Below are 26,263 nucleotides of genomic sequence, written 5' to 3'. Positions count from 1 at the left end.
TTTGATATAGGAATGATAGTGATTATGTATGAAAACCATCTATGAATCTATTTCCTCTTTCAAACCAGATGGATTGAGTCTTATAATGATAATGATTCTCATTTAAAGTCTGGATTGAGGAGGTCATGTATGAAAAAGAAAATCAGTGCATTTGTTAGCGTGGTTTTGTTGATGATCCTTTGTTTTTCCCCGCAAGCTTCGGCGGCATATGACGACCTGCATGAAGGCTATGCAACGTATACAGGGTCGGGTTATTCAGGAGGAGCTTTCCTGCTGGATCCCATTCCTTCCGATATGGAGATTGCTGCAATCAATCCGGCAGATCTCAATTACGGGGGAGTGAAAGCGGCACTCGCAGGCTCTTATTTGGAAGTCGAGGGGCCAAAAGGAAAAACAATGGTCTACGTTACCGATCTGTATCCTGAAGGCGCTCAGGGAGCTCTTGATCTGTCACCTAATGCTTTCCGTAAAATCGGCAATATGAAAGATGGAAAAATCAATATCAAATGGCGTGTTGTCAAAGCCCCAATCACAGGGAATTTCACGTACAGGATCAAAGAAGGAAGCAGCAGGTGGTGGGCTGCAATCCAAGTCAGAAATCACAAGTATCCTGTTATGAAAATGGAATATGCTAAAGATGGAAAGTGGGTCAACATGGAAAAAATGGACTATAACCATTTTGTCAGTACCAATGTAGGGACAGGCTCTCTCAAAGTCAGAATGACGGACATCCGCGGAAAGGTTGTGAAAGACACCATTCCGAAGCTGCCTGAAAGCGGAACGTCCAATGCATATACAGTACCGGGCCATGTACAGTTTCCTGAATGAAAAATACGAAACAGCGGACCTTTTCCCGCTGTTTTTTCATTTTTAATATAAATAGTTATCAATCCTCAGCATCTGCATATAAAAATTTTTTAATCATGTTTACTTGCTGCTGCATTGGATAACTGGTATACAGTCTGCTTGAAATCCGAATCGGATCTCCGAAAAAGTATCTTTCGTAGTGAGTTTGCCTTGTTCCGAATGAACTCATGGTTAAATCCCACGCCAAACGGAAAATTCTCACACGCTCTTCAGCATTTGCATTGTTTGCTTGGAGGTATTGGTCAAGATCTTCCCGTATCTCTGAGTTAAACGCATTTTCTGTCGGCAGCGTCACCATTCCGCTAGCCCCAATTAATTGAATGATTTCCGTTAATCGGGGATATAGAGTAGAAATGACCGTACTGACGACTTGAAGCGGGATCAAACTGGGACGCATATAGCCGCACTCATCTAACTGAGCGTCATTTTCTGATTTGTCAATGAGTGCTTTAATGGTTTCCACTCCCACAATGATCTCAGAGAGTTTTTCTTGTATATGCTGATATTCAGAAACATTAATCGTCTCGACCAGCAGCTGCGCGACTCCTAATAGAAATTCAATTTTGATCATTTGCCTAATCGCGACCTGGTGAAAGGTAAAGGCATGAAAGGAGCTTTTTGTCATAAAATCTTTAGCTGCTTCCACATTATCATAAAAAAACACACGATCCCATGGCACTAACACGTGATCAAAAACAACGATTGAATCCATTTCTTCATATCTTGAGCTTAAGGGATGATTAAAGGCAGATTCGCTTACTACAAATGATTCTCGTGTGATGAATTTGAGGCCTTTTGTATTAGAGGGTATCGAAAAAGCATAAGCTTCATCTGTTTCAAAGAAAAATTTAGGTGCCGAAAAAACCAGAATTTCATCTGTTAACCCGCCTTGGGTTGCAAGAAGACGTGCGCCTTGTATAATTAAGCCTTTTTCAGTTCTATCGATAACTTTAGCAGATATCGGTTTTTCGCTGATCTCTAAATAAGACTGTGACCGGTTCACTTGGGGCGTAATGAAAGTATGGGTAAAGGAAAGATCATGCTTAGCAGCTTGCTTATACACGTCTAGTATATGTTCCGGAAAGCAATTCTCTTTACCTCTTAAAAGCTCTGCTGAAGATGCAAAGCTCATCATAACTGTATTCATGTAATCAGGACTTCTCCCCATCATCCCGTGAGTATGTCTGGCCCAATGTTCAATCATGTTCCTTCTTTTTCTCAAATCACTCTTGGTTTTAGGCTGAAGGTAAGAGAGACCGATAGGATCATGTTCTCCAGGAAGGCAATAAGTCATTTCATTCATGACCTCATCCTTCGTTTGCAAATCATAAAGCGAGCTTTTCGTTCTGATGATCCCTTTAAATGCAGGATGATCGGAAATATGCCCCGCTATTTTTTCGCCATCATACCATACTTCGTTTTCTAGTTTATTCAATCGGTCAATGAATTCTTTTCCATTGATGATCCCCATTTGACGTTTCCTCCTTCAAATAGCTGTGTATTGTCATTATATTTTCGAAAGAACAGCCTGTTCAGTCTATTTGAAATCGGAAAAGCCTTTTTTAGTATGCCTTAATAAAAGCAGTGAAAAAGAACAATTTGAAATACCTAAGTAGACAAGGCAGCAGATGTCTCGCACGGTTTTTCTGCCATGTCCAGATATGCAAAAAATTGGATTGTTCATCATGCTGATAGCACTATAAACTTTATTAAACCTGTCGATATTATTGACATGGGTGTAAGTGAATTACACTTAAATGCTCGAACATTACATAGTGCAGAAAGGGAATCGACACATGAAAGTGAAAACAAAATTGCTGGGGATTATATCAATATTAGTTATTTCAATCATTGGAATTGGAGGCTCCTCAGTTTTTATGATTTCTTCTACTGTGAAAAAGAATGAAGAACTTAAAGACAAAATGGAATTCCAAAAAGAAATGAAACACATCCAATATCGATTGACCGGTTTATCAAATGATGAAAGAGGCTTTCTGATTACCGGAGACAAAGAATATGACGAGGGAATGAAGGAAAAAGCAGACGATGTCTTAAATAGCCTTGATCGGGTCAATGACTTGGTTGATGAAGAGAATGATCAATCAAATATTGAAGACATTAAGACAAGTTTCACTCAGTATAGAGCTTTAAATCAGCAAGTGGTAAAAGCCTACTCTTCGGATCCTAAAAAAGCAGAAACCATCCATTTTGGAGAAGAAAGAACGTTAAGAAAAGAAGTCCTAGATCCGGCTGTCGATAAGCTTTCTGACCATCTGGATCAAGAGGTCGAGGATCTAAAAGGTGAAATACGCGCCAATGGGGAAATGAGTCAATGGTTCATCGGCATTGTCACAGGGATATCAATTATGTTAGGCATTGTTTTAAGTTTATTGCTGTTAAAGTCTATTATGGTGCCATTGAGAAGCATGAATAAGCAGCTGGAGGAAATTGCCCACGGAGACGCTGATTTAACTAAAAAAGTCATTGTGAAAAATAAAGACGAATTTGGTCAGCTTGCTCAATCTTTCAATTCTTTTACCCAATCATTAACACAAATTGTGAAGCAGATCAGCAGTTCATCTGAACAAGTTGCCGCATCTTCCGAAGAATTATCGGCAAGCGCGGAAGAATCAAAATCAACTTCTGAGCATATTTCCGGAGCCATGCAGATGGCTGCAGACAGCAATGTAAAACAAAGCTCAATGACAGAAAAAAGTGCGGAATCCATTAGTGAATTATTAGACAGTCTCTCATCTGTTGCTTCAAATACAGGTAACATAGCGGATCTTTCTTCTTCGATGAGAGATAAAGCTGAAATAGGGTCTAAATCCGTTAACAAAATGTTAGAGCAGATGAAGTTCATTGATACATCTGTAGATTCAGCCGGCAATGGTTTGCAGGCATTGGTATCAAGCACAGCAGAAATCAGTGATATTTCTTCGCTTATCACAAATATATCCGAGCAGACAAATTTGTTGGCCTTGAATGCAGCGATCGAGGCGGCCAGAGCCGGAGAGCAAGGAAAAGGTTTTGCTGTGGTGGCCGAAGAAGTTCGGAAATTGGCCGATGAAACAAATAAATCTGCCAATCACATCCAATCGGTGGTAACAACCATCCAAAATGAATCAGTTGAAACGGTGAATAATATCAAAGTTGTTCAAGAAAATGTAAGCTCAGGTATTGTTCTTTCTCAAGAGACAACAGGGAATTTCAATGAAATATTGAACCTTGTGGAACAAGTCGCTTCGCAAATACAAGAAGTGGCAGCGGCAACTCAACAGCTTACATCCGGCGTTGAAGTGATTCAGCATACAGTTCATACATTGGCCGCTGGCACAAAGGAAACGTCAGCAAATACAGAAGCGGTTGCGAAGTCATCACAGGAACAGCTCAATTCAATGGAGGAAATCTCCTATGCTGCTGAATCTCTATCTCAGTTGGCGGAAGAACTTCAAACCGTCATTAATCGTTTTAAATATTAATTAGGTTGCATTTCTTTAAACCCCATCTTATTCGGTGGGGTTTTATGTTTATGAGGGAGCTGATTTTGGGATCGTCATTTTCATTGTGATTGTTTTTTCAAACGGAGCTGACGTGCTTTTTAAAGTTAGCTCCGTTTGAATGACTACTCCAAATTTTGATCAATAGTTCCTTCAAAATAGTCATCACTGACTTGTTCATGAGTTTCAGCCAATCCTTTTTCCAATTGCGTGGTTCCTTTATAATCGGAAGGTTCGAAATATCTTCCAGCAACTTCCGTGGTGTCATTTATGTTTTCTTTATTATGAGTGTGGTTTTCAGTTTTTACATTCTCTGTCTTATCACCTGCGTTTAAAGACTGCTGAAAATCATACTCCTTGTCTAATGAAGAATATCTTTTGTAGTCATCCGGTCTGTCTGCTCCATTTTTTTGCGTCACTTTACTCACTCCAGATTGTTGAAATTTTATCGTGTCATACGGGATTCATGCAAAAACTTATCTTGTTCTTTTAGGATCAGAACCATGTTTTTTAGGATCATCTGCTTTAAAAGCTGTCTCAGTCTCATGGTCATTTCTTATTTGTTCAATACTTGAATTTTGAATTCCTTTTTTACTCATTGTTTTCACCCCTTTATGAAAAATGTTGAATGATCAACTCTTCTTATTCTGTCTGTTAGGTATGTATTCATTCGCTTTTTTTCGTTGACTCTTTCTCATTTAGGCAAGAGAGTCAATTTCATGCCAGTCGTATTTTTTAATATAGGCAAAGGTCATTTTTGAAACCTTTCGTTAGTACTGTATATGAATAGCCTGTATAAAGGTGGGGAACTGCTGAGTAATAGAAGGAGAAAAAAAGAACAAAAACGCATCATATCATTTTGTGACGTCAGGGCTATCCAGCCTTTCCTTAGTTTGTTTTTCGGATTTTATTCTTTCATTCATCAGTTATCGCATGCCGATGATCGCCTTATTCACAGGAGCACTTGCTTTATTATATGGTTTTGTTCTGTTTGGGATTTTTGCTTTTATCGCTGTATGTCTCGCATCTGCAGTGATTTACTGGTTTTGGGATTCTCTGATCCTTTATAAACGTGTACAGCTCATCGGTGTCTAAAGTGAATCAGGTTCAAATTTTAAAAAGGAGAGACACTGTGTAAAAAATGATATCAATGCCTAAATAAATGTTTTGATGAGTGGATTCTTACTTATTATAAGAGGAGAAATTGAAGATAAATATGATGAAAGATGTATGAAATGAGAGAAAGCTGTCTATACAGCTGAACTGAGAAGAGCGTGTCTAATGAATCTCGCTCTCCTCAAGTTTTGTTTTATTCACCCTGATGTTTCTCAACTAAAGTGAATGTCCAATCTTTTAACAAATGTTTTTGTACATACCTTTTTCCGTTTACTTCAATGTAAGGAAGGTCTTTCGTGTCTCCGGCTAACTGTTTTGCCTCTGCTGTCGTTATTCCTAAAAAATATCCAATGTAATAGTAAATATCTCGTTCTTTTATAAGCAAGGTATCACTTTTTTCATAAGCTTTTGGATGATTCATTTGCTTTAAACCTTCACCGATAAAATATCCAGCCAAAGCAATACCTATTCCTAAAAAAACGTCCATATGCATGCCTCCATTATGTCGATGTTAGGTTATACGAGCTGAGCATACGCCAGGTTTCATTTTTTAACCAAAAAACCGCCAGAATGTGCTCTGACGGTTTCTTTTAAGCCTTTTCTATTTGCACGCGGCCTGAAAAAAAGGTTGCGCCGCCGCCCATATCGGATAAGCGGTCTGGGGTAAGCGCGTTGACGAGTTGTTTTTTTCCCGGTTCATCCGCCCATAATCCTTGGCTGACTACGACACCTGGCAGCACTTGTTCTCCGACTGCAGCGGCCAGTTCACATTCTCCCCGGCTGTTCCAAATTCGTACAGGGTCTCCATCAACGATTCCGTATTTTTCAGCATCAGTTATGTTAATAAAGAGCTTTGGCGTCTTTTCAAGCTTAATGTGCTTTGCATTGTTGGAAAACGTTGAGTTTAAGAAATTATGGTTTGGCCCCGGAACATACATAAACGGATGTTCGTCATCGCTTGCAAGAGGCGTATGTGTCGGTAAAGCCGGGAAACCGTCTTGCATCATTTTTTCTGAATATAATTCTATTTTTCCGCTTGGAGTCGGAAGTTCGGATGGAAACAGCGGCTTTTCGCGTTTCGCTTTCATAAATGAATGCTTACTTAGTGAATCGTAATCAATCTCCGCCAAATACGGATTATCTGGATGGTCAAGCGCCTGACGGATTAATTCTTCATCTGAATCTTTGAGCTCCTGGTCTGTGAATCCCATTGCTTCAGCCAGTAATCGGAATACCTCAGTGTTTGATTTGCTTTCTCCATATCTCTCAATCACCGGCTGCTGAAGCTGAATGTAATGATGCCAGTAGGAAGTATAAAAATCAGTATTTTCAAAAGCTGATGTCGCAGGCAGTACAATGTCCGCATATGCAGCCGTTTCCGTCAAAAACAAATCATGAACCACAGTAAACAAGTCTTCCCGTAGTAAGCCCTGCCTGACTTTGTTCGCTTCTGGCGCGACAACGGCAGGATTCGTCCCGTAAATAAAAAGAGAGCGAATAGGCGGATCTGGTTCCAAAAGCACTTTGCCAAGCTGATTCATATTAAACGATCTCGGCGTTCGCCCTTTCAGTAAATCAGGCCGCTGCAAGGCATTCGTGTTATATTCTAAAATGCCGCTGTTATGTTTTATTGCGCCGCCCCCTGTGTGGAGCCATTGGCCGGTGATCGCCGGAAGACAGGCAATCGTCCGTACAATCATCCCGCCGTTATCATGATGCTGGAGTCCGTTTCCGATTCTGATAAAAGAAGGGGAGGTTTCGCCGTACATTCTTGACAGCTGGTATATATCGTCGGTGCTGACACCGGTGATCAGCGATACCTTTTCCGGATCATACTGTTTCACGTGTTCACGGAGCTCTTCATAGCCGACCGTGTATTCAGACAAAAACGCTTCATCATGAAGGTTTTCTTTAAATAAAATGTGCATGATGCCAAGGGCCAGTGCGCTGTCGGTTCCGGGTTTTATAGGAATAAACCAATCTGCGAGACGCCCTGTTTGATTTTTATGCACATCAATCACGACAATTTTGGCCCCTTGTTTTCGAGCTTTTTGGGCAATTGTGATTTGGTGCATGTTTGTGCTGACCGCGTTGATTCCCCAAAAAATAAATAGTTTCGTATGAATGGTTTCCTCGGGATCGGTCCCCGCACTTATACCCATTGTATATTTATAGCCCTCAGATCCCGCTTTGCTGCAAATCGTCCGTTCAAGCTGGCTTGAGCCCAGACGATAAAAGAAGCGGCGGTCCATTCCTTCAGCTGTTAATTTGCCCATATTTCCGTAAAAGCTGTAAGGAAGTATGCTTTCAGCTCCCTCTTTATCAATCAGCTGTTTCCAGCGTGAGGTGATGGTATCGATCGCCTCCTCCCAAGAAATCGGTTCAAATGTTGCCCCGCCTTTCGCACCTGTTCGTTTGAGCGGTGTCGTCAGCCGCTTTTCATCATAGATGCGCTCTGTCATGTTTCGAACTTTGTTGCATATGTTTCCGGCGGTCACAGGATGATCGGGATCACCTTGCACTTTCACAATTTTCCCGTCTTTTTTATGTATTAACAATCCGCACTGATCCGGGCAGTCCAGCGAGCAAACCGATTTGAAAATGCCGTTTTGTTGTGTGGCGAAAGATTTCATGGCCCAGTTCCTCTCTTAGATATTTTGTAAGAATTATAACATTTTGGATGATAACGTCAATTCTGAAAAATGTGATTCACATCCAATCTGAGACTTCTTTATGATACACGAATTCTTCATTCTGAAAATGACATACTCTACATTCTCTATCAAGAGAGGCGGAGGGACTGGCCCTATGAAACCTCGGTCACATTATTGTGCCAATTCCAGCAAGCGTCAGCTTGAAGGATAAGAAAGCAAGGTTTATACCGGCGTCTGACTGTAACAGGGCGTGCCTATATGAATCTCTTTCCATCTTCGGAAAGAGATTTTTTTATGGGGAGGATTGATGAAAAGGATGTTTTGGTTACAGTTCCGTACAACGAAGAAGGACGAAATGCATTCATATACCTGAGGAAAAAGCAGTACAGGAGGAAACGTCTCCTCAATATGCTTCTTAATCAGAAAGCACCCTGTTACAGGGGCGCTTTTCGTCATTTGTTCGGTAATGCAAGGATCTCCGATACGAAATGCTTCTGAATTGTCGAGAGAGATGTAGAACTTCACTGAAAAATATTAGACAACATGTTGACAATATACAGAGAAATGTTATGGTGTTAAAGACAATATAATGTCTTTTTAGGAGGGGCATCGTGGATTATTCTAAAGAATTGAAAGATTTATTTTTAATGCAGCAGTCTTACGCTACACTTTTTTCTGTTTTAAACAAAATTCAATCAATCGGGGATGATTATTATGAGAGCTTAACGTCAAGACAATTTATGACGATGGTTGCCATCATGCATTTACCAGAAGAGGAAACGACATTCAACAACATTGCAAAAAAATTAGGCACTTCAAAACAAAACATCAACAGGCTTGTCAGCGGTATTGAAAAAAAAGGTTATGTCACCACTGTACCAAGTAAACGCGACAAGCGAGCTGTTAATGTGAAGATTACCGATTCAGGAAAACGTGTCACAGAGGCATGCGGTGAAAAAGCGGTGTACTTTATGGCAGATCTATTTAAAGGGTTTTCTACAGAAGAGCTGGAAACATTATGGATTTTATTGAAGAAGCTATACAGTTTTGATGGAGAAGAACAGGATGGTTTTGAAGAAGACGTTGCTGATTTTGACATTGAACAAGACCGGGATCATTTGAAAACAAATTTATTGCAGGAATTCGCAAAACGGAGAAAGTAAAAAGGAGAAATGTATGAACAACGTGGCGGCAGTAAAAGAGTTGAAAATGCAGTATGGAAACAAAACGGCGGTAGATGGGATTTCGTTTGAAGTGAGAGAGGGGGAAGTTCTCGGCTTACTAGGTCCAAATGGTGCAGGAAAAAGCACTGCCATTCATATATTATCCGGGGTATTGTCGGCCAGTTCCGGAAACGTTACGATATTGGGCCATAATGTAAAAAAAAGGTCAAAGGAAATGAAGAAAGGCATCGGAATTGTTCCTCAAGATATCGCGATTTATGAGGAGATTTCCGCAGAGAAGAATGTTCGTTTTTTTGCGAGTCTTTATTCTCTTAAAGGAGAAGAACTGAAAGCCCGGGTAAAAGAGGCTTTGGAGCTCGTACAGCTATATGACCGGAAAGATGACAAGCCTAAGACGTTTTCGGGCGGGATGAAAAGAAGATTAAACATTGCGTGTGCCATTGCCCATCAGCCGAAATTGATTATCATGGATGAGCCCACCGTAGGAATCGATCCGCAATCCCGGCATCACATTTTAGAATCAATAAAAGAGCTGAGAACAAGAGGTGCGAGCATTATTTACTCGACACACTATATGGAAGAAGTCGAGGCCATTTCAGATCGCATTATCATCATGAATGAAGGGAAAATCATAGCCAATGGAACAAAAGAAGAGTTATACAGAGAAGTGAATAAAGAAATAATATATGCTTTTCAGTTGGCGCATGTTCAGCCATTAAATAAAAACTCAATTAGGGAAATCAAAGGAGTGACAGAAGTGGATTTCTCTGACCATCAACTAAAAGTGACCGTTCAGCAAAACCAGGATCACCTGAGTGAGATCATAGCAGAATTGAGTGCCCAAGGCTGTAGCATCCTAAGCATGAACAAACAAGAGGCGTCGTTAGAAACAGTATTTTTAGAGCTGACGGGAAGAAATTTAAGAGATTAGGTGAGCAAAATGAGTTTGTTAAAATTGATAACATTCGATTTTATGAATATTGTAAGGAATCCGGTTCTTGTGATTGCCAATACGGCTTTTCCTTTCGTTCTCATTATGGTCATGGGCTTTGTGACGAAAAACAGCTTTGGAGCCGACGGTGTCAGTTCGTACGATTATTACGGAGTGAATATGGTGATTTTCGCCGCGGCTTTGATCGCGATGACGGCCTCTAATACGTTTATGGAGGAAAAGGTGAAGAAAGCGAATATTCGCATTGTGTATGCGCCAGTTTCGACAACTAGTTTTTATTTTTCTAAATTACTCTCAACCTGGATATTCAGTGTCATCGTGTACAGTGTGAATGTGTTGATTGCCCAAACAATTTTCGATTTGAACTTTGGAGGACAGTACCTGTCGTATTTCATGCTCTTATTGTATGTATTTTTATTTTTTGGCTGCTGTTTTGGTACAATGTTTTGCTGTTTGTTCAAAAATGAAGAACAGGCGAACGGGATCATGCAAATTCCGATAGCTTTTTTTGTTTTCTTTGGCGGTGTATTTTTCGGGATTCACAGATTTGGAGATACAGTCAATAACATATCACTTTTTTCTCCGGTTAAATGGGTAACAGAATGTTCATTTCGCCTCATTTATGATCACGATTTCAGTATGCTGCTGCCTGTTTTGTCAGGATTATTATTTGCTTCAATCATTTGTATTGCCGTTTCGCATGTTGTATTTAAGCCGGAGGGATATGTATGCTGAGTTTATTTCAAAACAGGTGGGAGCGAATCCTCACCAAAAAAGCCATTATCATCCTTGCAGTGATCATCATCCCTCTGATGATTGGCGTTGCGATTATGTTTTCCGGTAAGCCGGTTTTCAAAGAAACAATCGCTTTTGTAACAGAGCAGGGCGACGTCCAGTATATGCCGAGTGATTCTGCATTTAGAGTGGTGGCGGTGCATCAGAAGCCGAAGTTTTCTGATCTGGTGTTAGGGAAATATGCGGCTATCGTTGAAAAAAATCAACGCGAATACAAAGTGACCACTTTGAAAAGCAAAGCGGATCAAAAAAAGATTCAGCAATTTTTTGAGACTGGCAAAATGCCAGGCAGCTACCGGGGAGAGGATGATTTAAGGACTGAACGGGGAACAGGAACGAATATATTAGGCTTTACCGTAATGCTTGTCTTGATGCAAGGTGTGGCATTAGCTTCGTTATATCCAGAAGATCGGATGCTCAAAACCTTCAGAAGGATTTTAGTGTCTCCCGTACATGTGGGGAAATATTTGCTTGTTCAGTTTATCTTTACGTTTTTATGTTTATACATACCCACTTACTTGGCCATCGTGATTACAAATGTACTCTTTCATGCTGAAATTGGTTTCCGTTTGGATATTCTTGCTGGGTTACTGGGTATTCTTACAGTGCTTGCAACAGCATTCGCTATCTTTATGGCTTCAGTGATGGAGCGAAACATCAGTTTGATGGCAAGCGGTATCAGTGTGGTCACGTGTGTATTGTCAGGCTGTTTTATTTCGTTTGCTCCGCATCATCCATTATTGAATGGCCTTTGTGCGATACTGCCGCAAAAAGCGTATATGACTTTCATTCACGGGGTAGAAATGGGGCATACAGTGTGGGAATATAAAACTCTGGTTGTCTATATTTTGATGTGGTCAGCTGTGTTTTGTTTCCTTGGAGGTTTTATTACAAGAAAAAGGGTCAATAAAGGAATTTATGAATAGGGGAGAAAGAACAAGAGATGCATAGGAAGCTATGCATCTCTTTGTTTTTTGTTAAAATCCGGAAGGTGGTGATCGAGAATTAAGGTGTCATAACTTGTGCAGGTCATGAATCGGACATTTTAAAGAGAAGAGAATGTACATACAGATCAAGAGAATGTTCGTTCATTCGCTTGATTTTAAAATAGAATATACATTTGTATCATAAGGGATTCCATTTTGATACATGTACTGACTTAAGACGCCTTCTTTTTCGAATCCCATTTTTATGAGCAGCCGATTTGATGCTTCATTTTGGGTAAATACAACTGCGCTAATACGCGTCAGGCCAAGGCAAGCAAACCCGTAGGATACAGCCTCTGAAATGGCTTCTGATGCAAATCCGTTTCGCCAATGCGCCGGGATGATTTCATAACCGATCTCTGCACGCCTGTGCTTTATAGCCAAAGCGTGAAAGCCGATTGTTCCGATTAATTCTTTGGTGTCTCTTCTTTCCATTCCCCACCGTATACCGCGTTTTTCTTGATAAAGAGCGGCAAACGTTTGAACCATTGAAGTAGCCTCTTCTATAGATTCCATGTTTTCAAGTCCGTAATAGCGTGTCACTCCATGGTTTGAAAAACAAGCAAAAATAGCTTTTGCATCTTGATCTGTGATTTGCCTAAGTGTAAGCCGATCCGTTTCTAACACAGGAAACATTCAACCACTCCCCAAGTTTGTGTTTTTGTTTATCATATCCCTTTTATTTCCTCTTTTCTATAATGAATTCAAAACTGAGGAAGCAAAGGAATGAATTTGTCTTTTTAATTGCTCTTTGTTTTTGCTAAACTGTTTCAAACGATGGCCGTTCACGCCTGATGGATGGGAGAAGCCATGAAGGCAGAAAATAAAAAGTTCCGGAGGCTGTGCTGGGTGAGCAGTAAGTCAATCGGACTTTGTAAGAGAAGGAGGAAGAGTATGGAGTTTCTCTGTGAACGCTTCTAAGCAGCTGCGGTTTACAATCATGTGTAAGCCTCCTCAAAAAAATGATATCCCATTGTCCATTCTGATCGTAACAACGGGATACCATTCATCTTTATCTGTTATTAAAATGTCGTGCCTGCCACACCTCTTTGACTGCTTGAGGAACTTCTTTCACTTCAGCTGCTGTCTGCTGAAAGGCGTTTTTTTTCATTTGGACATCCTGCTGAATCTTCTTTTGTTTTTGTGTCAGCAGCTGCGCCTCGATTTTTAATCCATTGACTTGTCTTTGCATAGCGTGCGTAACAGAGGTGAGCTCCTTTAGTGCAGGATCTATTTTTTTCTTGTTTTGAATCACATTAATCCCTAAGAAAATGATAGAAATAGCTAATACTGCGAGACTGATATAAACAATAACCATATGTTCACTCCTTTTCTTATGTCATTACCCTAATTTCGCTTTTTTAATCAAAAGACATCATATTTGCTCAGTACGTTTGATTTGCGTATTGGATCTTTTGTACTTATAATGTGGTATCGTACATATGTAAACAAAGAAAGGGTGCTTCAATTGCAAAGTTTACAAAATAAAACTGCTCTTATCACGGGCGGAGGCAGAGGAATCGGCCGCGCTACAGCTCTTGCGCTTGCGAAAGAAGGCGTGAATATCGGGTTAATCGGCCGGACTGCCGAAAATGTTGAAAAAGTGGCAGAAGAAGTAAAAGAGCTTGGTGTAAAAGCTGCATTTGCCGCTGCGGATGTAAAAGATGCAGAGCAGGTTAGCCATGCTGTAGCTCAAGTGAAGGAACAGCTCGGTGATATCGATATCCTCATTAATAACGCCGGAATCAGCAAATTTGGCGGCTTCTTAGATCTGTCAGCTGATGAGTGGGAAAATATTATACAAGTCAACCTGATGGGTGTGTACCATGTCACTCGCGCGGTGCTTCCGGAAATGATCGAACGCAAAGCCGGAGACATCATTAATATTTCGTCTACAGCGGGCCAAAGAGGAGCAGCTGTGACAAGTGCTTACAGCGCTTCTAAATTTGCGGTTCTCGGATTAACAGAGTCTCTTATGCAAGAAGTGAGAAAGCATAATATCAGAGTGAGCGCGTTAACACCAAGCACTGTCGCTAGTGATATGTCTATTGAATTGAATTTAACAGACGGTAATCCTGAAAAGGTGATGCAGCCAGAGGATCTTGCTGAATACATGGTGGCACAATTGAAATTAGATCCGCGAATTTTTATTAAAACAGCAGGATTATGGTCAACTAATCCGTAAAAATGTGAAGCTTGTCTTTCGACAGGCTTTTTTTGTTTGATATCATCCGCGTTAATAAATGGTTAACAGCAAAATCGTTTTATTCATTTTAATTTGATGATAACAGTGAAAATCTGTTATAATAGAACTAAAAAAACTATGTACTAAATATTCATATAAATTTGTTAGTCCGCTCCACTTATAAACACTATATATAAGATTTCTGCAATATCAGTCTTTAATATAAAGAAGGAAAACAAAAGAATAAATTGAATATTTAGTACATCGTATTTTCAGTGACAGAAGAAGGGAGTGCCTATGATGAAAGAGGAAAAAAGGAGCTCAACTGGCTTTTTAGTCAAACAGCGCGCATTTTTGAAACTATATATGATCACAATGACAGAGCAAGAGAGACTTTACGGCTTAAAGCTGCTTGAAGTGCTTCGGTCTGAATTTAAAGAGATTGGTTTTAAGCCAAATCATACAGAAGTTTACCGGTCTTTGCACGAGCTTCTTGATGACGGGATATTAAAGCAGATCAAAGTAAAAAAAGAAGGGGCTAAGCTCCAAGAAGTCGTCCTCTATCAATTTAAAGATTACGAAGCTGCCAAACTATATAAAAAACAGCTGAAGGTTGAGCTGGATCGCTGTAAAAAATTGATTGAAAAAGCGCTCTCAGATAACTTTTAAGATAAACAAACACCCGGCTAAGCAGTGTCCATTGGGTGTTTTTGCTTTACAGTATACATATTTGTCGAAAAGAAACAATACAAATCAATGATGACCTTCTTACTTGACAACATTTCCTCACGTGGTAACATTTTAAACGTGTGAAAATGCGAACAAAAAAGCGAACAAAGGAGATGTTACCGATCTTTGATCAAAAAAAAGTAGCCTTTATAGGAGCAGGATCTATGGCGGAAGGAATGATATCAGGTATCGTTCGTGCCAACAAAATCCCGAAACAGAACATCTGCGTTACAAACCGCAGCAATACAGAGCGATTAGCTGAACTTGAACTTCAATATGGAATCAAAGGCGCTGCACCGAATGAATTATGTATTGAAGACATGGATGTGCTCGTGTTGGCAATGAAGCCAAAAGACGCCGAAAGCGCTCTGTCATCACTAAAATCACGTATTCAACCCCATCAATTAATATTGTCGGTCCTTGCCGGCATAACCACCTCTTTTATTGAACAATCATTGCTTAATCAACAGCCGGTTGTCAGAGTGATGCCCAATACATCCAGTATGATCGGCGCTTCTGCAACGGCCCTTGCGCTTGGCGAGCATGTGACAGGAGACCTGAAAATTCTGGCCGAATCATTGCTCGGATGCATGGGTGAAGTCTATACAATCGAAGAAGATCAAATGGACATATTCACCGGAATTGCCGGCAGCGGACCCGCGTATTTTTATTATTTAATGGAATTCATTGAGAAGACAGGCGAGGAAGCGGGCCTTGATAAACAGTTGTCGCGAAGCATCGGCGCACAGACGCTTTTGGGTGCCGCAAAAATGCTCATGGAAACAGGAGAACAGCCTGAGGTCTTAAGAGACAATATCACGTCGCCGAACGGAACGACAGCTGCCGGGCTGCAAGCCTTGAAACAGAGCGGCGGCGGAGAAGCGATTTCTCAAGCGATTAAACATGCGGCTGAGCGATCAAAGGAAATCAGCGACAATATCGAAAAAACAGCGGCCCCGCTGTCAGGAGTGGTAAAGTGACGGCAGATATAAACATGAAAAGAGTCGTTGTGAAGATTGGAAGCAGTTCATTAACAAGTCTTCATGGAGAAATCAGCATTCGGAAATTAGAAGCATTGGTCGACCAGGTCGTCAAATTAAAAGACGCCGGCTATGAAGTCATTTTGGTTTCGTCAGGAGCAGTGGCGGCGGGATATCGAAAACTCGGATTTATCCAAAGACCCGAGAAGCTTCCCGAAAAACAAGCATCGGCTTCAATCGGGCAGGGCCTGCTGATGGAAGCATATTCAAAGCTGTTTTTGGCGCATGGTTATGTTGCATCCCAAATTTTAATTACGAGAAGCGATTTTTCTGATGAATATCGATATAATAATGTCCGGAATACAATGAATGTACTGCTTGAACGCGGCATCATCCCGATTATAAACGAAAATGATACAGTTACCGTCAATCGGCTCAAGTTTGGCGACAATGATACGCTTGCAGCAAAAGTCGCGGGATTAATCGATGCGAATATGCTTGTGATTTTATCAGATATCGACGGATTATATGACGGCAATCCGCGCACAAATCCAGAAGCGAAAAGGATGAAGCTGGTGAATGAGATAACGCCCGATATCGAAGCATGCGCAGGTGACACTGGAAGCGACGTCGGTACCGGCGGCATGCGCTCCAAGCTTGATGCGTTTAAAATTGTAATGGCATCCGGCATTAAAGGATTTCTTGGTCAGGCAGATGCTGATGATATTTTATATCAAGCCGTTCATGAAGAGGCGGAAGGCACCTATTTTGAAGCTGAGGGAACGCTTCCGTTGAATCGTAAGGAGCAGTGGATCGCTTTTAATTCCGGTCCTGAAGGTGAAATGATTTTATCAGATGATTATTCACGAAAAATAACAAACGGGCAATCGAGTTTATATCTGGACGGTGTACAGGAGATTAAAGGAAAATTCAAAAACGGATCAGTTGTCAGGCTGATGGATTCGCAAGGGGCAGAAATCGGGCTCGGAATCGTCAATTATTCTTCTGTACAGCTTCAAGAACCCGACAAGAAAAAAGAGCTGATGAACAAAGCGGTCATTGATCAGGAAGCATTTGTGTGCCATGTTGATTTATCTTTACCTGTCTATTAATTAAAAACATTTACCAAAGCAAAAAAACCCGAAGCTTCTTTATCGAAGCTCGGGTTGATTTTTTATTGATACTGCTCCAGCTTAGAGAAGAATTGAATAACAAACTCATAAAAGTCATTCGCAGACGGCGCAAGTTCTCTGTTTTTCGGTTTAATAATTCCGACAGTCCGTTTCACTTGAGGGAACTCAATTGGAATCTTCACAGTAAAACGAGGTGTCGTTTCAGCAAATGTGCTTTCCGGCAGGAGAGTAACGCCCATTCCAGCGGAAACCAATCCCTTGATGGCATCCAAATCCTCACCCTCCGTAGAAACAAGAGGAGCAAAGCCGGCTTGTTTGCAAGCATCAATCGCCATTTTTCTAAGCACAAATCCTTCCGGGAACAATACAAATTGGTCGTTTCGTAAATCGATTAACTGAACCGTTTTTTGTTTGGCAAGCGGATGATTTAATGGAACAAGCGCGTAAATTTTTTCTGTGAATAAAATGTTTCCTGTTATGTCAGGAAAATTCGTCGGCACCGGCCCTAATAAGGCCAAATCAATATCGCGGTTTCTGACAGCTTCAATCAGAAACTTATAGGAGCCTTGGCGCAGCAAAAATTCGACGTGCGGATATTCTTCTTTAAATGCTGAAATGACAGTCGGCAAAAGCTGGCTTGCGAGGCTTGTAGGAAAACCAATCTTTACCGTTCCGCGATGCGGGTCGAGATACTCATCAATTTGTTCTTTCGCATATTCGATGGCTTTCATCGCCGTTTTCACATGAATCAAAAATTCTTTCCCGATTGGCGTGAGTTTGATATTTCTCCCTTCACGCTCAAATAAAGTCACATTTAATTCTTCTTCAAGATTTGCAATTTGTCTGCTGATTGCTGATTGGGCCACATGCAAATGATCGGCGGCTTCTGAAACGTGTTCTCTTTCAGCCACCTCCGTAAAATAACGCAGTTGGCGCAGCTCCATGTTTATCTCACATCCATCTATCTCATTTTGAGATTCTTTTGATCTAAATTATATATTGTTTATATCGTTTTGAAAACCTACAATGATTATAGAGTGTTAGATTTTATGACCGGTATTATCGGAAATTGATCGGGGGAGAGGAATTATGACGTACAATCAAATGCCGAAAGCTCAAGGTCTCTACCGTCCTGAATTTGAACATGATGCATGCGGAATCGGACTATACGCGCACTTAAAGGGCAAAGCGACTCATGACATCGTCAAACAAGGGCTTAAGATGCTTTGTCAGCTAGACCACAGAGGAGGCCAAGGCAGTGATCCGGATACAGGAGACGGTGCCGGCTTACTGGTTCAAATCCCTGATGCTTTCTTTAGAAAAGAGTGCAAAGACATCAATCTGCCGGAAAAAGGGCGTTACGGGGTAGGAATGGTCTTTTTCTCACAGAAGGAAGAAGAAAGAAAAAAAATCGAAAAGCAGATCAATGCACTGATTGAACAAGAAGGCCAAGCCGTTCTTGGATGGAGAACTGTACCTGTAAATGTCGGAAAAATCGGAACAGTAGCGCAAAAAAGCTGTCCGTTTGTCCGTCAGGTATTTATCGGTGCAAGTTCTGATCTGAAGGATAACTTGTCTTTTGAACGAAAATTGTATGTCATTCGTAAACAGGCTGAAAACTGGGGAATAACGGAAGGTCTTGATTTTTATTTTGCCAGTCTTTCAAGCCAGACCATTGTTTACAAAGGCCTTTTAACACCTGAACAAGTTGATGCGTTTTATTCTGATTTGCAAGATGAAGCGTTCGTTTCTGCTTTTTCGCTTGTTCATTCACGCTTCAGCACCAACACATTCCCTACATGGGAAAGAGCGCATCCAAACCGCTATCTGGTTCACAACGGTGAAATCAACACCCTTCGCGGAAACATCAACTGGATGCGAGCGCGTGAGCAGCAATTTGTGTCTGAAAACTTTGGAGAGGACTTGAACAAGATTCTGCCGATTTTGAATGCTGACGGCAGTGACTCTTCCATTTTGGATAACGCATTTGAATTTTTTGTGATGGCTGGACGCAAACCGGCGCATACAGCAATGATGCTCATTCCTGAGCCGTGGACGGAAAATACGCATATGTCTAAGGAAAAAAGAGCGTTTTATGAATACCATAGTTCTTTGATGGAGCCTTGGGACGGACCGACAGCCATTTCATTTACTGACGGTAAACAAATCGGTGCGGTCCTTGACCGGAATGGTCTCCGTCCGGCGCGTTATTATGTAACCAAAGATGATTATATTATTTTCTCATCTGAAGTAGGCGTTATTGAAGTAGAACAGGAAAACGTTTTATATAAAAATCGCCTTGAACCTGGAAAAATGCTTTTAATCGACCTGGAAGAAGGCCGTATTATCTCTGATGAAGAAGTCAAAACAGAAATTGCAACTGAGTACCCGTACCAAAAGTGGCTTGAAGAAGAGCTTGTCCAAGTGAACCCTGATCCGGAAACAAGAGAGGAAGAACAGTTTACAGATCTTCTTACTCGTCAGAAGGCATTCGGATACACATATGAAGATATCCAAAAATATTTAATTCCTGTCATTAAAGAAGGCAAAGATCCTCTCGGTTCAATGGGGAATGACTCGCCGCTTGCTGTCCTGTCAGACCGCGCGCAATCACTGTTTAACTACTTTAAGCAGCTGTTTGCACAAGTAACGAACCCGCCAATCGACGCGATTCGTGAGCAGCTTGTAACTTCTACAATGACTTGGCTCGGCGCAGAAGGCGATCTTCTTCACCCGAGTGAACGAAACGTTCGCCGGATTAAATTGTATACACCTGTTTTATCTAATGAACAATTTTACGCATTGAAAACGATCGTTCATCCTGATTTAAAAAGCCAAAAAATCGACGTGCTGTTTTCAGAGGATCTTGAACGCGGATTAAAGGACATGTTCACACAGGCTGAGAAAGCTATCAGCCAAGGCGTAAGCCTATTAATTTTATCAGATAAAAAGATGAACGAACGCCTGACACCCATTCCGCCGCTTCTGGCAGTCAGCGCGCTGCATCAGCATTTAATCCGCAAAGGGCTGCGTACGAAAGTCAGCATTATTGTGGAATCAGGAGAAGCGCGTGAAGTGCATCACTTCGCATCACTAATCGGTTATGGTGCGGATGCGATAAACCCTTATCTCGCTTATGCGACCTACAAGCAGGAAATTGATGAAGGCCGTTTGGATATCAGCTATGAAGAAGCGGTCAGCAAATATGGAAAAAGCATTACTGAAGGTGTCGTCAAAGTCATGTCCAAGATGGGGATTTCAACTGTACAAAGCTACAGAGGCGCCCAAATCTTTGAGGCGGTAGGTATCAGCCATGATGTGATTGACCGCTATTTCACAGGAACAGCATCACAGCTCGGCGGCATCGACTTGAAAACAATTGCCGAAGAGGCGCAGCGCCGCCACCGGGAAGCGTATCAGGATGATTACAGCAATACGCTTGAACCGGGAAGTGACTTCCAATGGAGAAACGGCGGAGAGCATCACGCGTTTAACCCGAAAACGATTCACACCTTACAATGGGCGTGCCGCAGAAATGATTACAATTTGTTTAAGCAGTATACAAAAGCGGCAGATGAAGAACGCATCGGATTTTTACGGAACTTGTTCGCATTTGGGGGAAACGGCAAGCCGCTGAAATTGGAGGAAGTCGAATCCGCTGAATCGATTGTCAAACGCTTTAAAACGGGTGCGATGTCATTTGGATCCTTGAGTAAGGAAGCGCACGAAGCTTTAGCGATCGCAATGAACCGTCTTGGCGGAAAAAGCAACAGCGGTGAAGGCGGAGAAGATCCAAAACGTTTTGTTCCAGATGAAAACGGCGATGACAGAAGAAGCGCGATCAAACAAATTGCATCCGGACGTTTCGGTGTCAAGAGTCATTACCTTGTCAATGCAGATGAGCTGCAAATTAAAATGGCGCAGGGTGCTAAACCGGGTGAAGGCGGACAGCTGCCTGGCAACAAGGTCTATCCTTGGGTTGCCGATGTCCGCGGGTCAACGCCTGGTGTCGGATTAATCTCACCTCCGCCGCACCATGACATTTATTCGATTGAGGATTTAGCCCAGTTGATTCACGATTTGAAAAATGCCAACCGAGACGCAAGAATCAGCGTGAAGCTGGTATCAAAGGCAGGCGTAGGGACAATCGCTGCAGGTGTCGCCAAAGCGACTGCCGATGTCATTGTAATCAGCGGTTACGACGGTGGTACAGGCGCCTCTCCGAAAACCAGTATTAAACATACAGGGCTTCCGTGGGAGCTTGGCCTCGCAGAAGCACATCAAACATTAATGCTGAACGGACTTCGTGAACGTGTTGTATTAGAAACAGACGGAAAGCTCATGACGGGCCGTGATGTTATTATGGCTGCTTTGCTTGGTGCCGAAGAATTCGGTTTCGCAACGGCTCCGTTAGTTGTACTCGGTTGTGTCATGATGCGTGCCTGCCACTTGGATACATGTCCTGTCGGGGTAGCGACACAAAATCCAGAACTTCGTAAAAAGTTCATGGGAGATCCTGATCATATTGTGAACTATATGCTGTTCATTGCTGAAGAAGTTCGTGAGTATATGGCTGCGTTAGGCTTCAAGACATTTGATGAAATGATTGGCCGCACTGACGTACTCAATGTGAGTGAACGGGCGAAGAGGCATTGGAAGGCAAGCCAACTTGATTTGTCTACCCTGCTTTATCAGCCTGAAGGCGTACGGACGTTCCAATCGCCGCAAAATCATAAAATTGATGAATCACTAGATATTACAGCGATTCTCCCGGCCGTCCAAGAAGCTATCGAGTCTGGAAAAGAAGCGGATGTTTCTCTCGAAATTAACAATACAAACCGTGTAGCCGGAACGATCACAGGCAGTGAAATTTCGAAACGTTATGGAGAAGAAGGGCTTCGGGAAGATACGATCAAGCTGCAGTTTACCGGATCAGCCGGACAAAGCTTTGGAGCCTTTGTTCCTAAAGGGATGACGCTTTATTTGGACGGAGACTCAAATGATTATGTCGGAAAAGGGCTTTCTGGCGGAAAAATCATCGTCAAGTCACCGGAAGAATTCAATTCCGCGTCAGATGACAATGTCATTATCGGCAACGTGGCGTTCTACGGCGCGACAAGCGGGGAAGCTTATATTAACGGACGTGCTGGTGAACGCTTTGCTGTTCGGAACAGCGGTGTGAACGTGGTTGTAGAAGGTATCGGCGATCATGGCTGTGAATACATGACTGGCGGCAGTGTTGTCGTTCTCGGTGATGTAGGCAAAAACTTCGCGGCAGGTATGTCCGGCGGAATCGCTTATGTATTGGCCGAAGATGCAAAAGCGTTTAAACGCAAATGCAACCTCGAGATGATTTTATTTGAATCATTAGTGAATGAGAAAGAAATCCAGCAAGTCAAAGCAATGCTTGAAAAACATACTGCTTATACAAACAGCAAAAAAGCGGCAGACCTGTTAGACCAATGGGAAGACAGCGTGAACAAATTCGTCAAAGTCATTCCGAAAAACTATAAACAAATGCTCGCAAGCATCGAAGAGCAAAAAGCTGCAGGTTTATCAGATGAAGAAGCTGTCATGTATGCATTTGAAGCCAACACGAAACCAAAGCAGAATACAGCGTCAGCGGGACAAAAACAAGCGGTAGTACAGTAAGAAAGGGGAGAGGAATATGGGGAAGCCAACTGGATTTATGGAAATCAAACGAGAAAAACCTGCTGAGCGGGACCCTCTCACTCGCTTAAAGGATTGGAAAGAATATTCTGCTCCTTTTTCAGAAGAAGCATCGAAACGGCAAGGGGCGCGGTGTATGGATTGCGGCACACCGTTTTGCCAGATCGGTGCGGACATTAACGGATTTACATCCGGCTGTCCGATTTACAACTTGATTCCTGAGTGGAATGATCTTGTCTACCGGGGCAGATGGAAAGAAGCATTGGAGCGTCTTTTGAAAACAAACAACTTTCCTGAATTCACAGGGCGGGTATGTCCCGCTCCTTGTGAAGGATCATGTACATTAGCGATTTCTGACCCGGCGGTATCAATTAAAAACATAGAGCGGTCCATAATCGACAAAGGATTTGAGAACGGCTGGATTCAGCCTAAAATTCCTAAAAAACGAACAGGCAAAAAAGTGGCCGTTGTCGGGTCGGGCCCAGCCGGACTGGCGAGTGCTGACCAGCTGAATCAAGCGGGACATTCCGTCACTGTTTTTGAACGCTCAGACAGAGCGGGCGGTCTTTTAACATACGGTATTCCGAACATGAAGCTTGAGAAGGGCATTGTAGAACGCCGGGTTAAATTGCTGACGCAAGAAGGAATTGATTTTGTCACGAACACAGAAATCGGCGTTGACATTACAGCTGATGAGCTGAAGGAGCAATTTGATGCTGTGATTCTGTGCACAGGCGCTCAAAAACAGCGGGATCTATTAATTGAAGGACGCGACTCAAAAGGAGTCCATTACGCGATGGACTACCTGACACTCGCAACAAAAAGCTATTTAGATTCTAACTTTAAAGACAAGCAATTCATTGATGCCAAAGGGAAAGATGTCATTGTAATCGGAGGCGGAGATACAGGAGCTGACTGTGTGGCCACTGCTCTGCGGCAAAAAGCCAAAAGCGTGCACCAATTCGGCAAACACCCGAAACTTCCGCCAGCCCGCACGAATGACAATATGTGGCCTGAACAGCCGCACGTTTTTACACTCGAATACGCGTATGAAGAAGCGGAAGCAAAATTCGGAAGAGATCCGAGAGAATACTCGATTCAAACGAAAAAATTGGTTGCGGATAAAAATGGCAAGTTGAAAGAACTGCATACCATTCAAATGGAAAAAGTGAAAAATGAGCATGGAAAATACGAGTTCCGCGAGCTGCCTGGAACGGAAAAAGTATGGCCTGCTCAGCTTGTTTTCATTGCTATCGGCTTTGAAGGTACAGAACAGCCGCTGTTGAAACAGTTTGGTGTTGATTCTGTAAATAACAAAATCAGCGCAACATATGGGGATTATCAAACAAATATCGATGGCGTATTTGCCGCAGGGGATGCAAGAAGAGGTCAAAGCTTAATCGTATGGGCGATTAATGAGGGCCGTGAAGTGGCGCGCGAAGTGGATCGATATTTAATGGGGAGTTCAGTTCTTCCGTAAATAAAGGGGATTATCATATAAGAGAAACCGGTCTGTTTGAACAGCCGGTTTCTTTTTTATTTCATTACGATTCCGATATTCCCAAACTGTCTGCCTTCCTGCATTCTGGTATATGCTTCACATGCTCTTTCTAAAGGATATGTGCTGTCAAGTACAGGACGCAGCTGGTGTTTTTCAATGAAAGTGAGCATATCGTGAAATTCTTCGCAGCTTCCCATCGAGGTTCCCAATACATTGATCTGAGGAAAGAATAAAGAACGCATCGGAAAACTGAGAACATCACCTGAACTTGCCCCAAAGCTGACAATACGGCCGTTCGGTTTTACATGGCGGAAATATTCCGAAAAGAGGGCGGGGCCTATACTGTCAAGAACCACATCAACCTTTTCTCCATGCAAATGTTCATCCCAATTGCTGTAGCTATCAAATGCGTAATCAGCACCTAATTGCAGCGCTTTTTTTCTTTTCTTCTCACTGCGGGAGGTCACGCTTACTGTCGCCCCGATCGCTTTAGCCATGAAGAGCGCATAGGTTGCAACACCGCTGCCGATGCCAGGTATCAATAGATGCTCGCCTTTTTTCAATTGGGCTTTTGTGAAAAGGGCCCGATAAGCGGTTAAAGCAGATAAAGGTAAAACGCCTGCTTCTTCCCAGGATAAATAAGAAGGTTTTTTGATCGCGTTTTGTGAAGGGATGATCACATATTCAGCAAGTGTTCCGTCAGAAGGGCCTCCCAGAATCTCCGGAACAGACGGTACATTTTCTGTCAAATTCCAGTTCAGTGTCGGGAAAATAATCACTTCAGTTTGAACTGCAACGTTTTTCACGCCTTCACCGACCTCTTCAATGATACCCGCGCCGTCAGACCCCAGTGTCACATGAGGATCTTGTTCAGAGTTGTTTTTCATAAGAAACAGGTCGCGATGGTTTAGACCTGCAGATTTTAATTTTACCTTTACCTCGCCGTATCCGGGCTGTTTTGATGGAACGTCTTGAAACGATACCCCCAGAAGTCCGGCTTTTCCGTTGTGAATTACAGCCTTCATGCTGTCTGCCTCCTCATTGAATTGTATTTTCATATCTTCACCTATTTTACATAGCGGTTTTCTTCAAGTAAAATGAACAAAAATGATAGCCGATATCACTTTTTATCATAGCTAGAAGGTGAATTCCTATGGAAAGCAGAGATTTAAAGATTTTTCGGGCTGTTGCCCGCGAAGGAAGCATAACGAAGGCAGCCCAGAAACTGAATTATGTTCAATCGAATGTGACAGCCAGAATACATAACCTTGAGGAAGATTTGAATACCAGGCTGTTTCATCGAACGAATCGGGGGATGAAGCTGACCGCTGCCGGAGAAAATCTTTTGCAATATGCTGATCAAGTATTAGCACTGTTAGACGAAGCTGAAAAATCGGCACAGATGAGCCTGCATCCAAAAGGACCTTTGCGGATCGGTTCGTTGGAAACAACAGCTGTAACACATCTGCCTGAGCATGCGGCCTGCTTCCTCAATCGTTTTCCTGAAGTTGATTTATCAGTCAATACAGCTGATACGCACAATTTGATTCAACAGGTTCTTGATCATACAGTTGATGGCGCTTTTGTATACGGACCGGTTGAGCACTCAGACGTCAGACAAATCCCTGTTTCCCGTGATGAATTGGTTTTGATTTCATCACGGGAAGGGACGGCAGAAGACATGCTTCGGCAGCCGATGCTCTTTTTTGGAGCTGGCTGTTCTCATCGTGACAGGGTCAAAAGATTGCTGGAGGAAGCAGGCATTCAAAATCAAAAAATCATAGAGTTTGGCACATTGGAAGCCATTATAAGAGGAGTATCCGCCGGGTTGGGAACGGCCCTGCTTCCGAAATCAGCTGTTGATCGTACGAATGTATATACTCGTCAGCTTCCCGAAGCGTATCAAGATTTAGAGATCGTATTTATATACAGAAAAGACTTTTTTATGACGAGTGCGTTTCAGAGATTTATTGATGAGGTAATCGAAATGAAAAGATGAAGTCTGTTACCT

General features: G+C 42.2%; 22 protein-coding genes, 2 pseudogenes and 1 riboswitch. Of the genes and pseudogenes, 14 read left to right on the top strand and 10 right to left on the bottom strand.

Annotated elements, in window-relative coordinates; all coding sequences use genetic code 11:
* Window positions 1–129 precede the first annotated feature (129 nt).
* Window positions 130–828, top strand: a complete 699-nt coding sequence (exlX, locus tag V6D44_RS10660) for an expansin ExlX (protein WP_087991887.1) — start codon at window positions 130–132, stop codon at window positions 826–828.
* Window positions 829–886: 58 nt separating this feature from the next.
* Here the strand turns inward: exlX and hpaB are convergent, their stop codons facing one another.
* Window positions 887–2,338, bottom strand: a complete 1,452-nt coding sequence (gene hpaB, locus V6D44_RS10655) for a 4-hydroxyphenylacetate 3-monooxygenase, oxygenase component (RefSeq protein WP_253268371.1) — start codon at window positions 2,336–2,338, stop codon at window positions 887–889.
* A 325-nt stretch (window positions 2,339–2,663) separates the two neighbouring features.
* Between hpaB and V6D44_RS10650 the strand changes: the two genes are divergently transcribed.
* Window positions 2,664–4,349 (top strand): methyl-accepting chemotaxis protein, encoded by a 1,686-nt coding sequence (locus tag V6D44_RS10650; protein ID WP_087991889.1) that lies wholly within the window; start codon window positions 2,664–2,666, stop codon window positions 4,347–4,349.
* Between the two features lie 143 nt (window positions 4,350–4,492).
* On the opposite strand, the gene V6D44_RS10645 is transcribed toward V6D44_RS10650, so the two are convergent.
* The 4 genes from V6D44_RS10645 to V6D44_RS10630 all read right to left on the bottom strand — a co-directional run bounded on the left by V6D44_RS10645 (window position 4,493) and on the right by V6D44_RS10630 (window position 8,116).
* Window positions 4,493–4,786, bottom strand: coding sequence for a YozQ family protein (locus V6D44_RS10645; RefSeq protein ID WP_253268370.1), 294 nt, complete (start codon window positions 4,784–4,786; stop codon window positions 4,493–4,495).
* Between the two features lie 57 nt (window positions 4,787–4,843).
* Window positions 4,844–4,966, bottom strand: coding sequence for a biofilm-forming protein (locus tag V6D44_RS10640; RefSeq protein ID WP_087991891.1), 123 nt, complete (start codon window positions 4,964–4,966; stop codon window positions 4,844–4,846).
* 710 nt (window positions 4,967–5,676) lie between these two features.
* Complete coding sequence (locus V6D44_RS10635; RefSeq protein WP_087991892.1) at window positions 5,677–5,970, bottom strand: hypothetical protein; 294 nt, start codon at window positions 5,968–5,970, stop codon at window positions 5,677–5,679.
* A 103-nt stretch (window positions 5,971–6,073) separates the two neighbouring features.
* Window positions 6,074–8,116, bottom strand: coding sequence for a molybdopterin oxidoreductase family protein (locus V6D44_RS10630; protein ID WP_333516498.1), 2,043 nt, complete (start codon window positions 8,114–8,116; stop codon window positions 6,074–6,076).
* A gap of 142 nt (window positions 8,117–8,258) precedes the next feature.
* A riboswitch (SAM riboswitch) is annotated at window positions 8,259–8,351 on the top strand.
* 136 nt (window positions 8,352–8,487) lie between these two features.
* On the opposite strand from V6D44_RS10630, the pseudogene V6D44_RS10625 reads away from it, so the two are divergent.
* From V6D44_RS10625 to V6D44_RS10605, 5 genes and pseudogenes are all read left to right on the top strand, one after another.
* Window positions 8,488–8,556: pseudogene (locus V6D44_RS10625) on the top strand (hypothetical protein); the annotation flags it as partial.
* A 192-nt stretch (window positions 8,557–8,748) separates the two neighbouring features.
* Window positions 8,749–9,300 (top strand): MarR family winged helix-turn-helix transcriptional regulator, encoded by a 552-nt coding sequence (locus V6D44_RS10620; RefSeq protein WP_333516497.1) that lies wholly within the window; start codon window positions 8,749–8,751, stop codon window positions 9,298–9,300.
* Window positions 9,301–9,313: 13 nt separating this feature from the next.
* A complete protein-coding gene (locus V6D44_RS10615) occupies window positions 9,314–10,252 on the top strand; it encodes an ABC transporter ATP-binding protein (protein WP_087991895.1) in 939 nt (312 codons plus the stop codon).
* A 9-nt stretch (window positions 10,253–10,261) separates the two neighbouring features.
* On the top strand, window positions 10,262–11,008 hold the full coding sequence (locus V6D44_RS10610) for an ABC transporter permease (RefSeq protein WP_333516496.1): 747 nt from the start codon (window positions 10,262–10,264) through the stop codon (window positions 11,006–11,008).
* Complete coding sequence (locus V6D44_RS10605) at window positions 11,002–11,994, top strand: ABC transporter permease (protein WP_333516495.1); 993 nt, start codon at window positions 11,002–11,004, stop codon at window positions 11,992–11,994. Before V6D44_RS10610 ends, V6D44_RS10605 begins: the two co-directional genes overlap by 7 nt.
* A gap of 162 nt (window positions 11,995–12,156) precedes the next feature.
* Here the strand turns inward: V6D44_RS10605 and V6D44_RS10600 are convergent, their stop codons facing one another.
* From V6D44_RS10600 to V6D44_RS10590, 3 genes and pseudogenes are all read right to left on the bottom strand, one after another.
* Window positions 12,157–12,690, bottom strand: a complete 534-nt coding sequence (locus tag V6D44_RS10600; RefSeq protein ID WP_333516494.1) for a GNAT family N-acetyltransferase — start codon at window positions 12,688–12,690, stop codon at window positions 12,157–12,159.
* A gap of 43 nt (window positions 12,691–12,733) precedes the next feature.
* Window positions 12,734–12,917, bottom strand: a pseudogene (locus tag V6D44_RS10595) (hypothetical protein); the annotation flags it as partial.
* 149 nt (window positions 12,918–13,066) lie between these two features.
* Window positions 13,067–13,372 (bottom strand): DUF948 domain-containing protein, encoded by a 306-nt coding sequence (locus V6D44_RS10590; protein WP_087991898.1) that lies wholly within the window; start codon window positions 13,370–13,372, stop codon window positions 13,067–13,069.
* Window positions 13,373–13,522: 150 nt separating this feature from the next.
* Between V6D44_RS10590 and V6D44_RS10585 the strand changes: the two genes are divergently transcribed.
* The 4 genes from V6D44_RS10585 (at window position 13,523) to proB (ending at window position 17,060) form a co-directional block, all read left to right on the top strand.
* A complete protein-coding gene (locus V6D44_RS10585; RefSeq protein WP_087991899.1) occupies window positions 13,523–14,239 on the top strand; it encodes a 3-ketoacyl-ACP reductase in 717 nt (238 codons plus the stop codon).
* 300 nt (window positions 14,240–14,539) lie between these two features.
* Window positions 14,540–14,908, top strand: a complete 369-nt coding sequence (gene rtp / locus V6D44_RS10580; RefSeq protein ID WP_003220337.1) for a replication termination protein — start codon at window positions 14,540–14,542, stop codon at window positions 14,906–14,908.
* A 146-nt stretch (window positions 14,909–15,054) separates the two neighbouring features.
* Window positions 15,055–15,948: a pyrroline-5-carboxylate reductase gene (gene proC, locus V6D44_RS10575; RefSeq protein ID WP_253268363.1), complete on the top strand. Its 894-nt coding sequence runs from the start codon at window positions 15,055–15,057 to the stop codon at window positions 15,946–15,948.
* A complete protein-coding gene (gene proB / locus V6D44_RS10570; RefSeq protein ID WP_087991901.1) occupies window positions 15,945–17,060 on the top strand; it encodes a glutamate 5-kinase in 1,116 nt (371 codons plus the stop codon). Before proC ends, proB begins: the two co-directional genes overlap by 4 nt.
* Before the next feature lie 62 nt (window positions 17,061–17,122).
* On the opposite strand, the gene gltC is transcribed toward proB, so the two are convergent.
* Entirely contained in the window at window positions 17,123–18,025 is a 903-nt protein-coding gene (gene gltC / locus V6D44_RS10565; RefSeq protein ID WP_087991902.1) for a glutamate biosynthesis transcriptional regulator GltC, read from the bottom strand.
* A gap of 145 nt (window positions 18,026–18,170) precedes the next feature.
* Here gltC and gltB point away from each other — a divergent pair, with 145 nt between their 5' ends.
* Entirely contained in the window at window positions 18,171–22,733 is a 4,563-nt protein-coding gene (gene gltB / locus V6D44_RS10560) for a glutamate synthase large subunit (protein WP_087991903.1), read from the top strand.
* Between the two features lie 16 nt (window positions 22,734–22,749).
* Window positions 22,750–24,231 (top strand): glutamate synthase small subunit, encoded by a 1,482-nt coding sequence (gltD, locus tag V6D44_RS10555; protein ID WP_087991904.1) that lies wholly within the window; start codon window positions 22,750–22,752, stop codon window positions 24,229–24,231.
* A 56-nt stretch (window positions 24,232–24,287) separates the two neighbouring features.
* Here gltD and V6D44_RS10550 read toward each other — a convergent pair whose 3' ends face one another.
* Entirely contained in the window at window positions 24,288–25,277 is a 990-nt protein-coding gene (locus tag V6D44_RS10550) for a zinc-binding dehydrogenase (protein WP_202327541.1), read from the bottom strand.
* Between the two features lie 128 nt (window positions 25,278–25,405).
* Here V6D44_RS10550 and V6D44_RS10545 point away from each other — a divergent pair, with 128 nt between their 5' ends.
* Entirely contained in the window at window positions 25,406–26,251 is an 846-nt protein-coding gene (locus V6D44_RS10545) for a LysR family transcriptional regulator (RefSeq protein ID WP_202327543.1), read from the top strand.
* The last annotated feature ends 12 nt before the right edge of the window (window positions 26,252–26,263 follow it).

The sequence above is a fragment of the Bacillus sp. 0209A genome (genome assembly GCF_036765095.1).
Classification (GTDB): domain Bacteria; phylum Bacillota; class Bacilli; order Bacillales; family Bacillaceae; genus Bacillus; species Bacillus subtilis_G.
The sequence above is the reverse complement of the archived record's forward strand: the minus strand, read 5'-3'. Positions and strand labels throughout refer to the sequence as shown.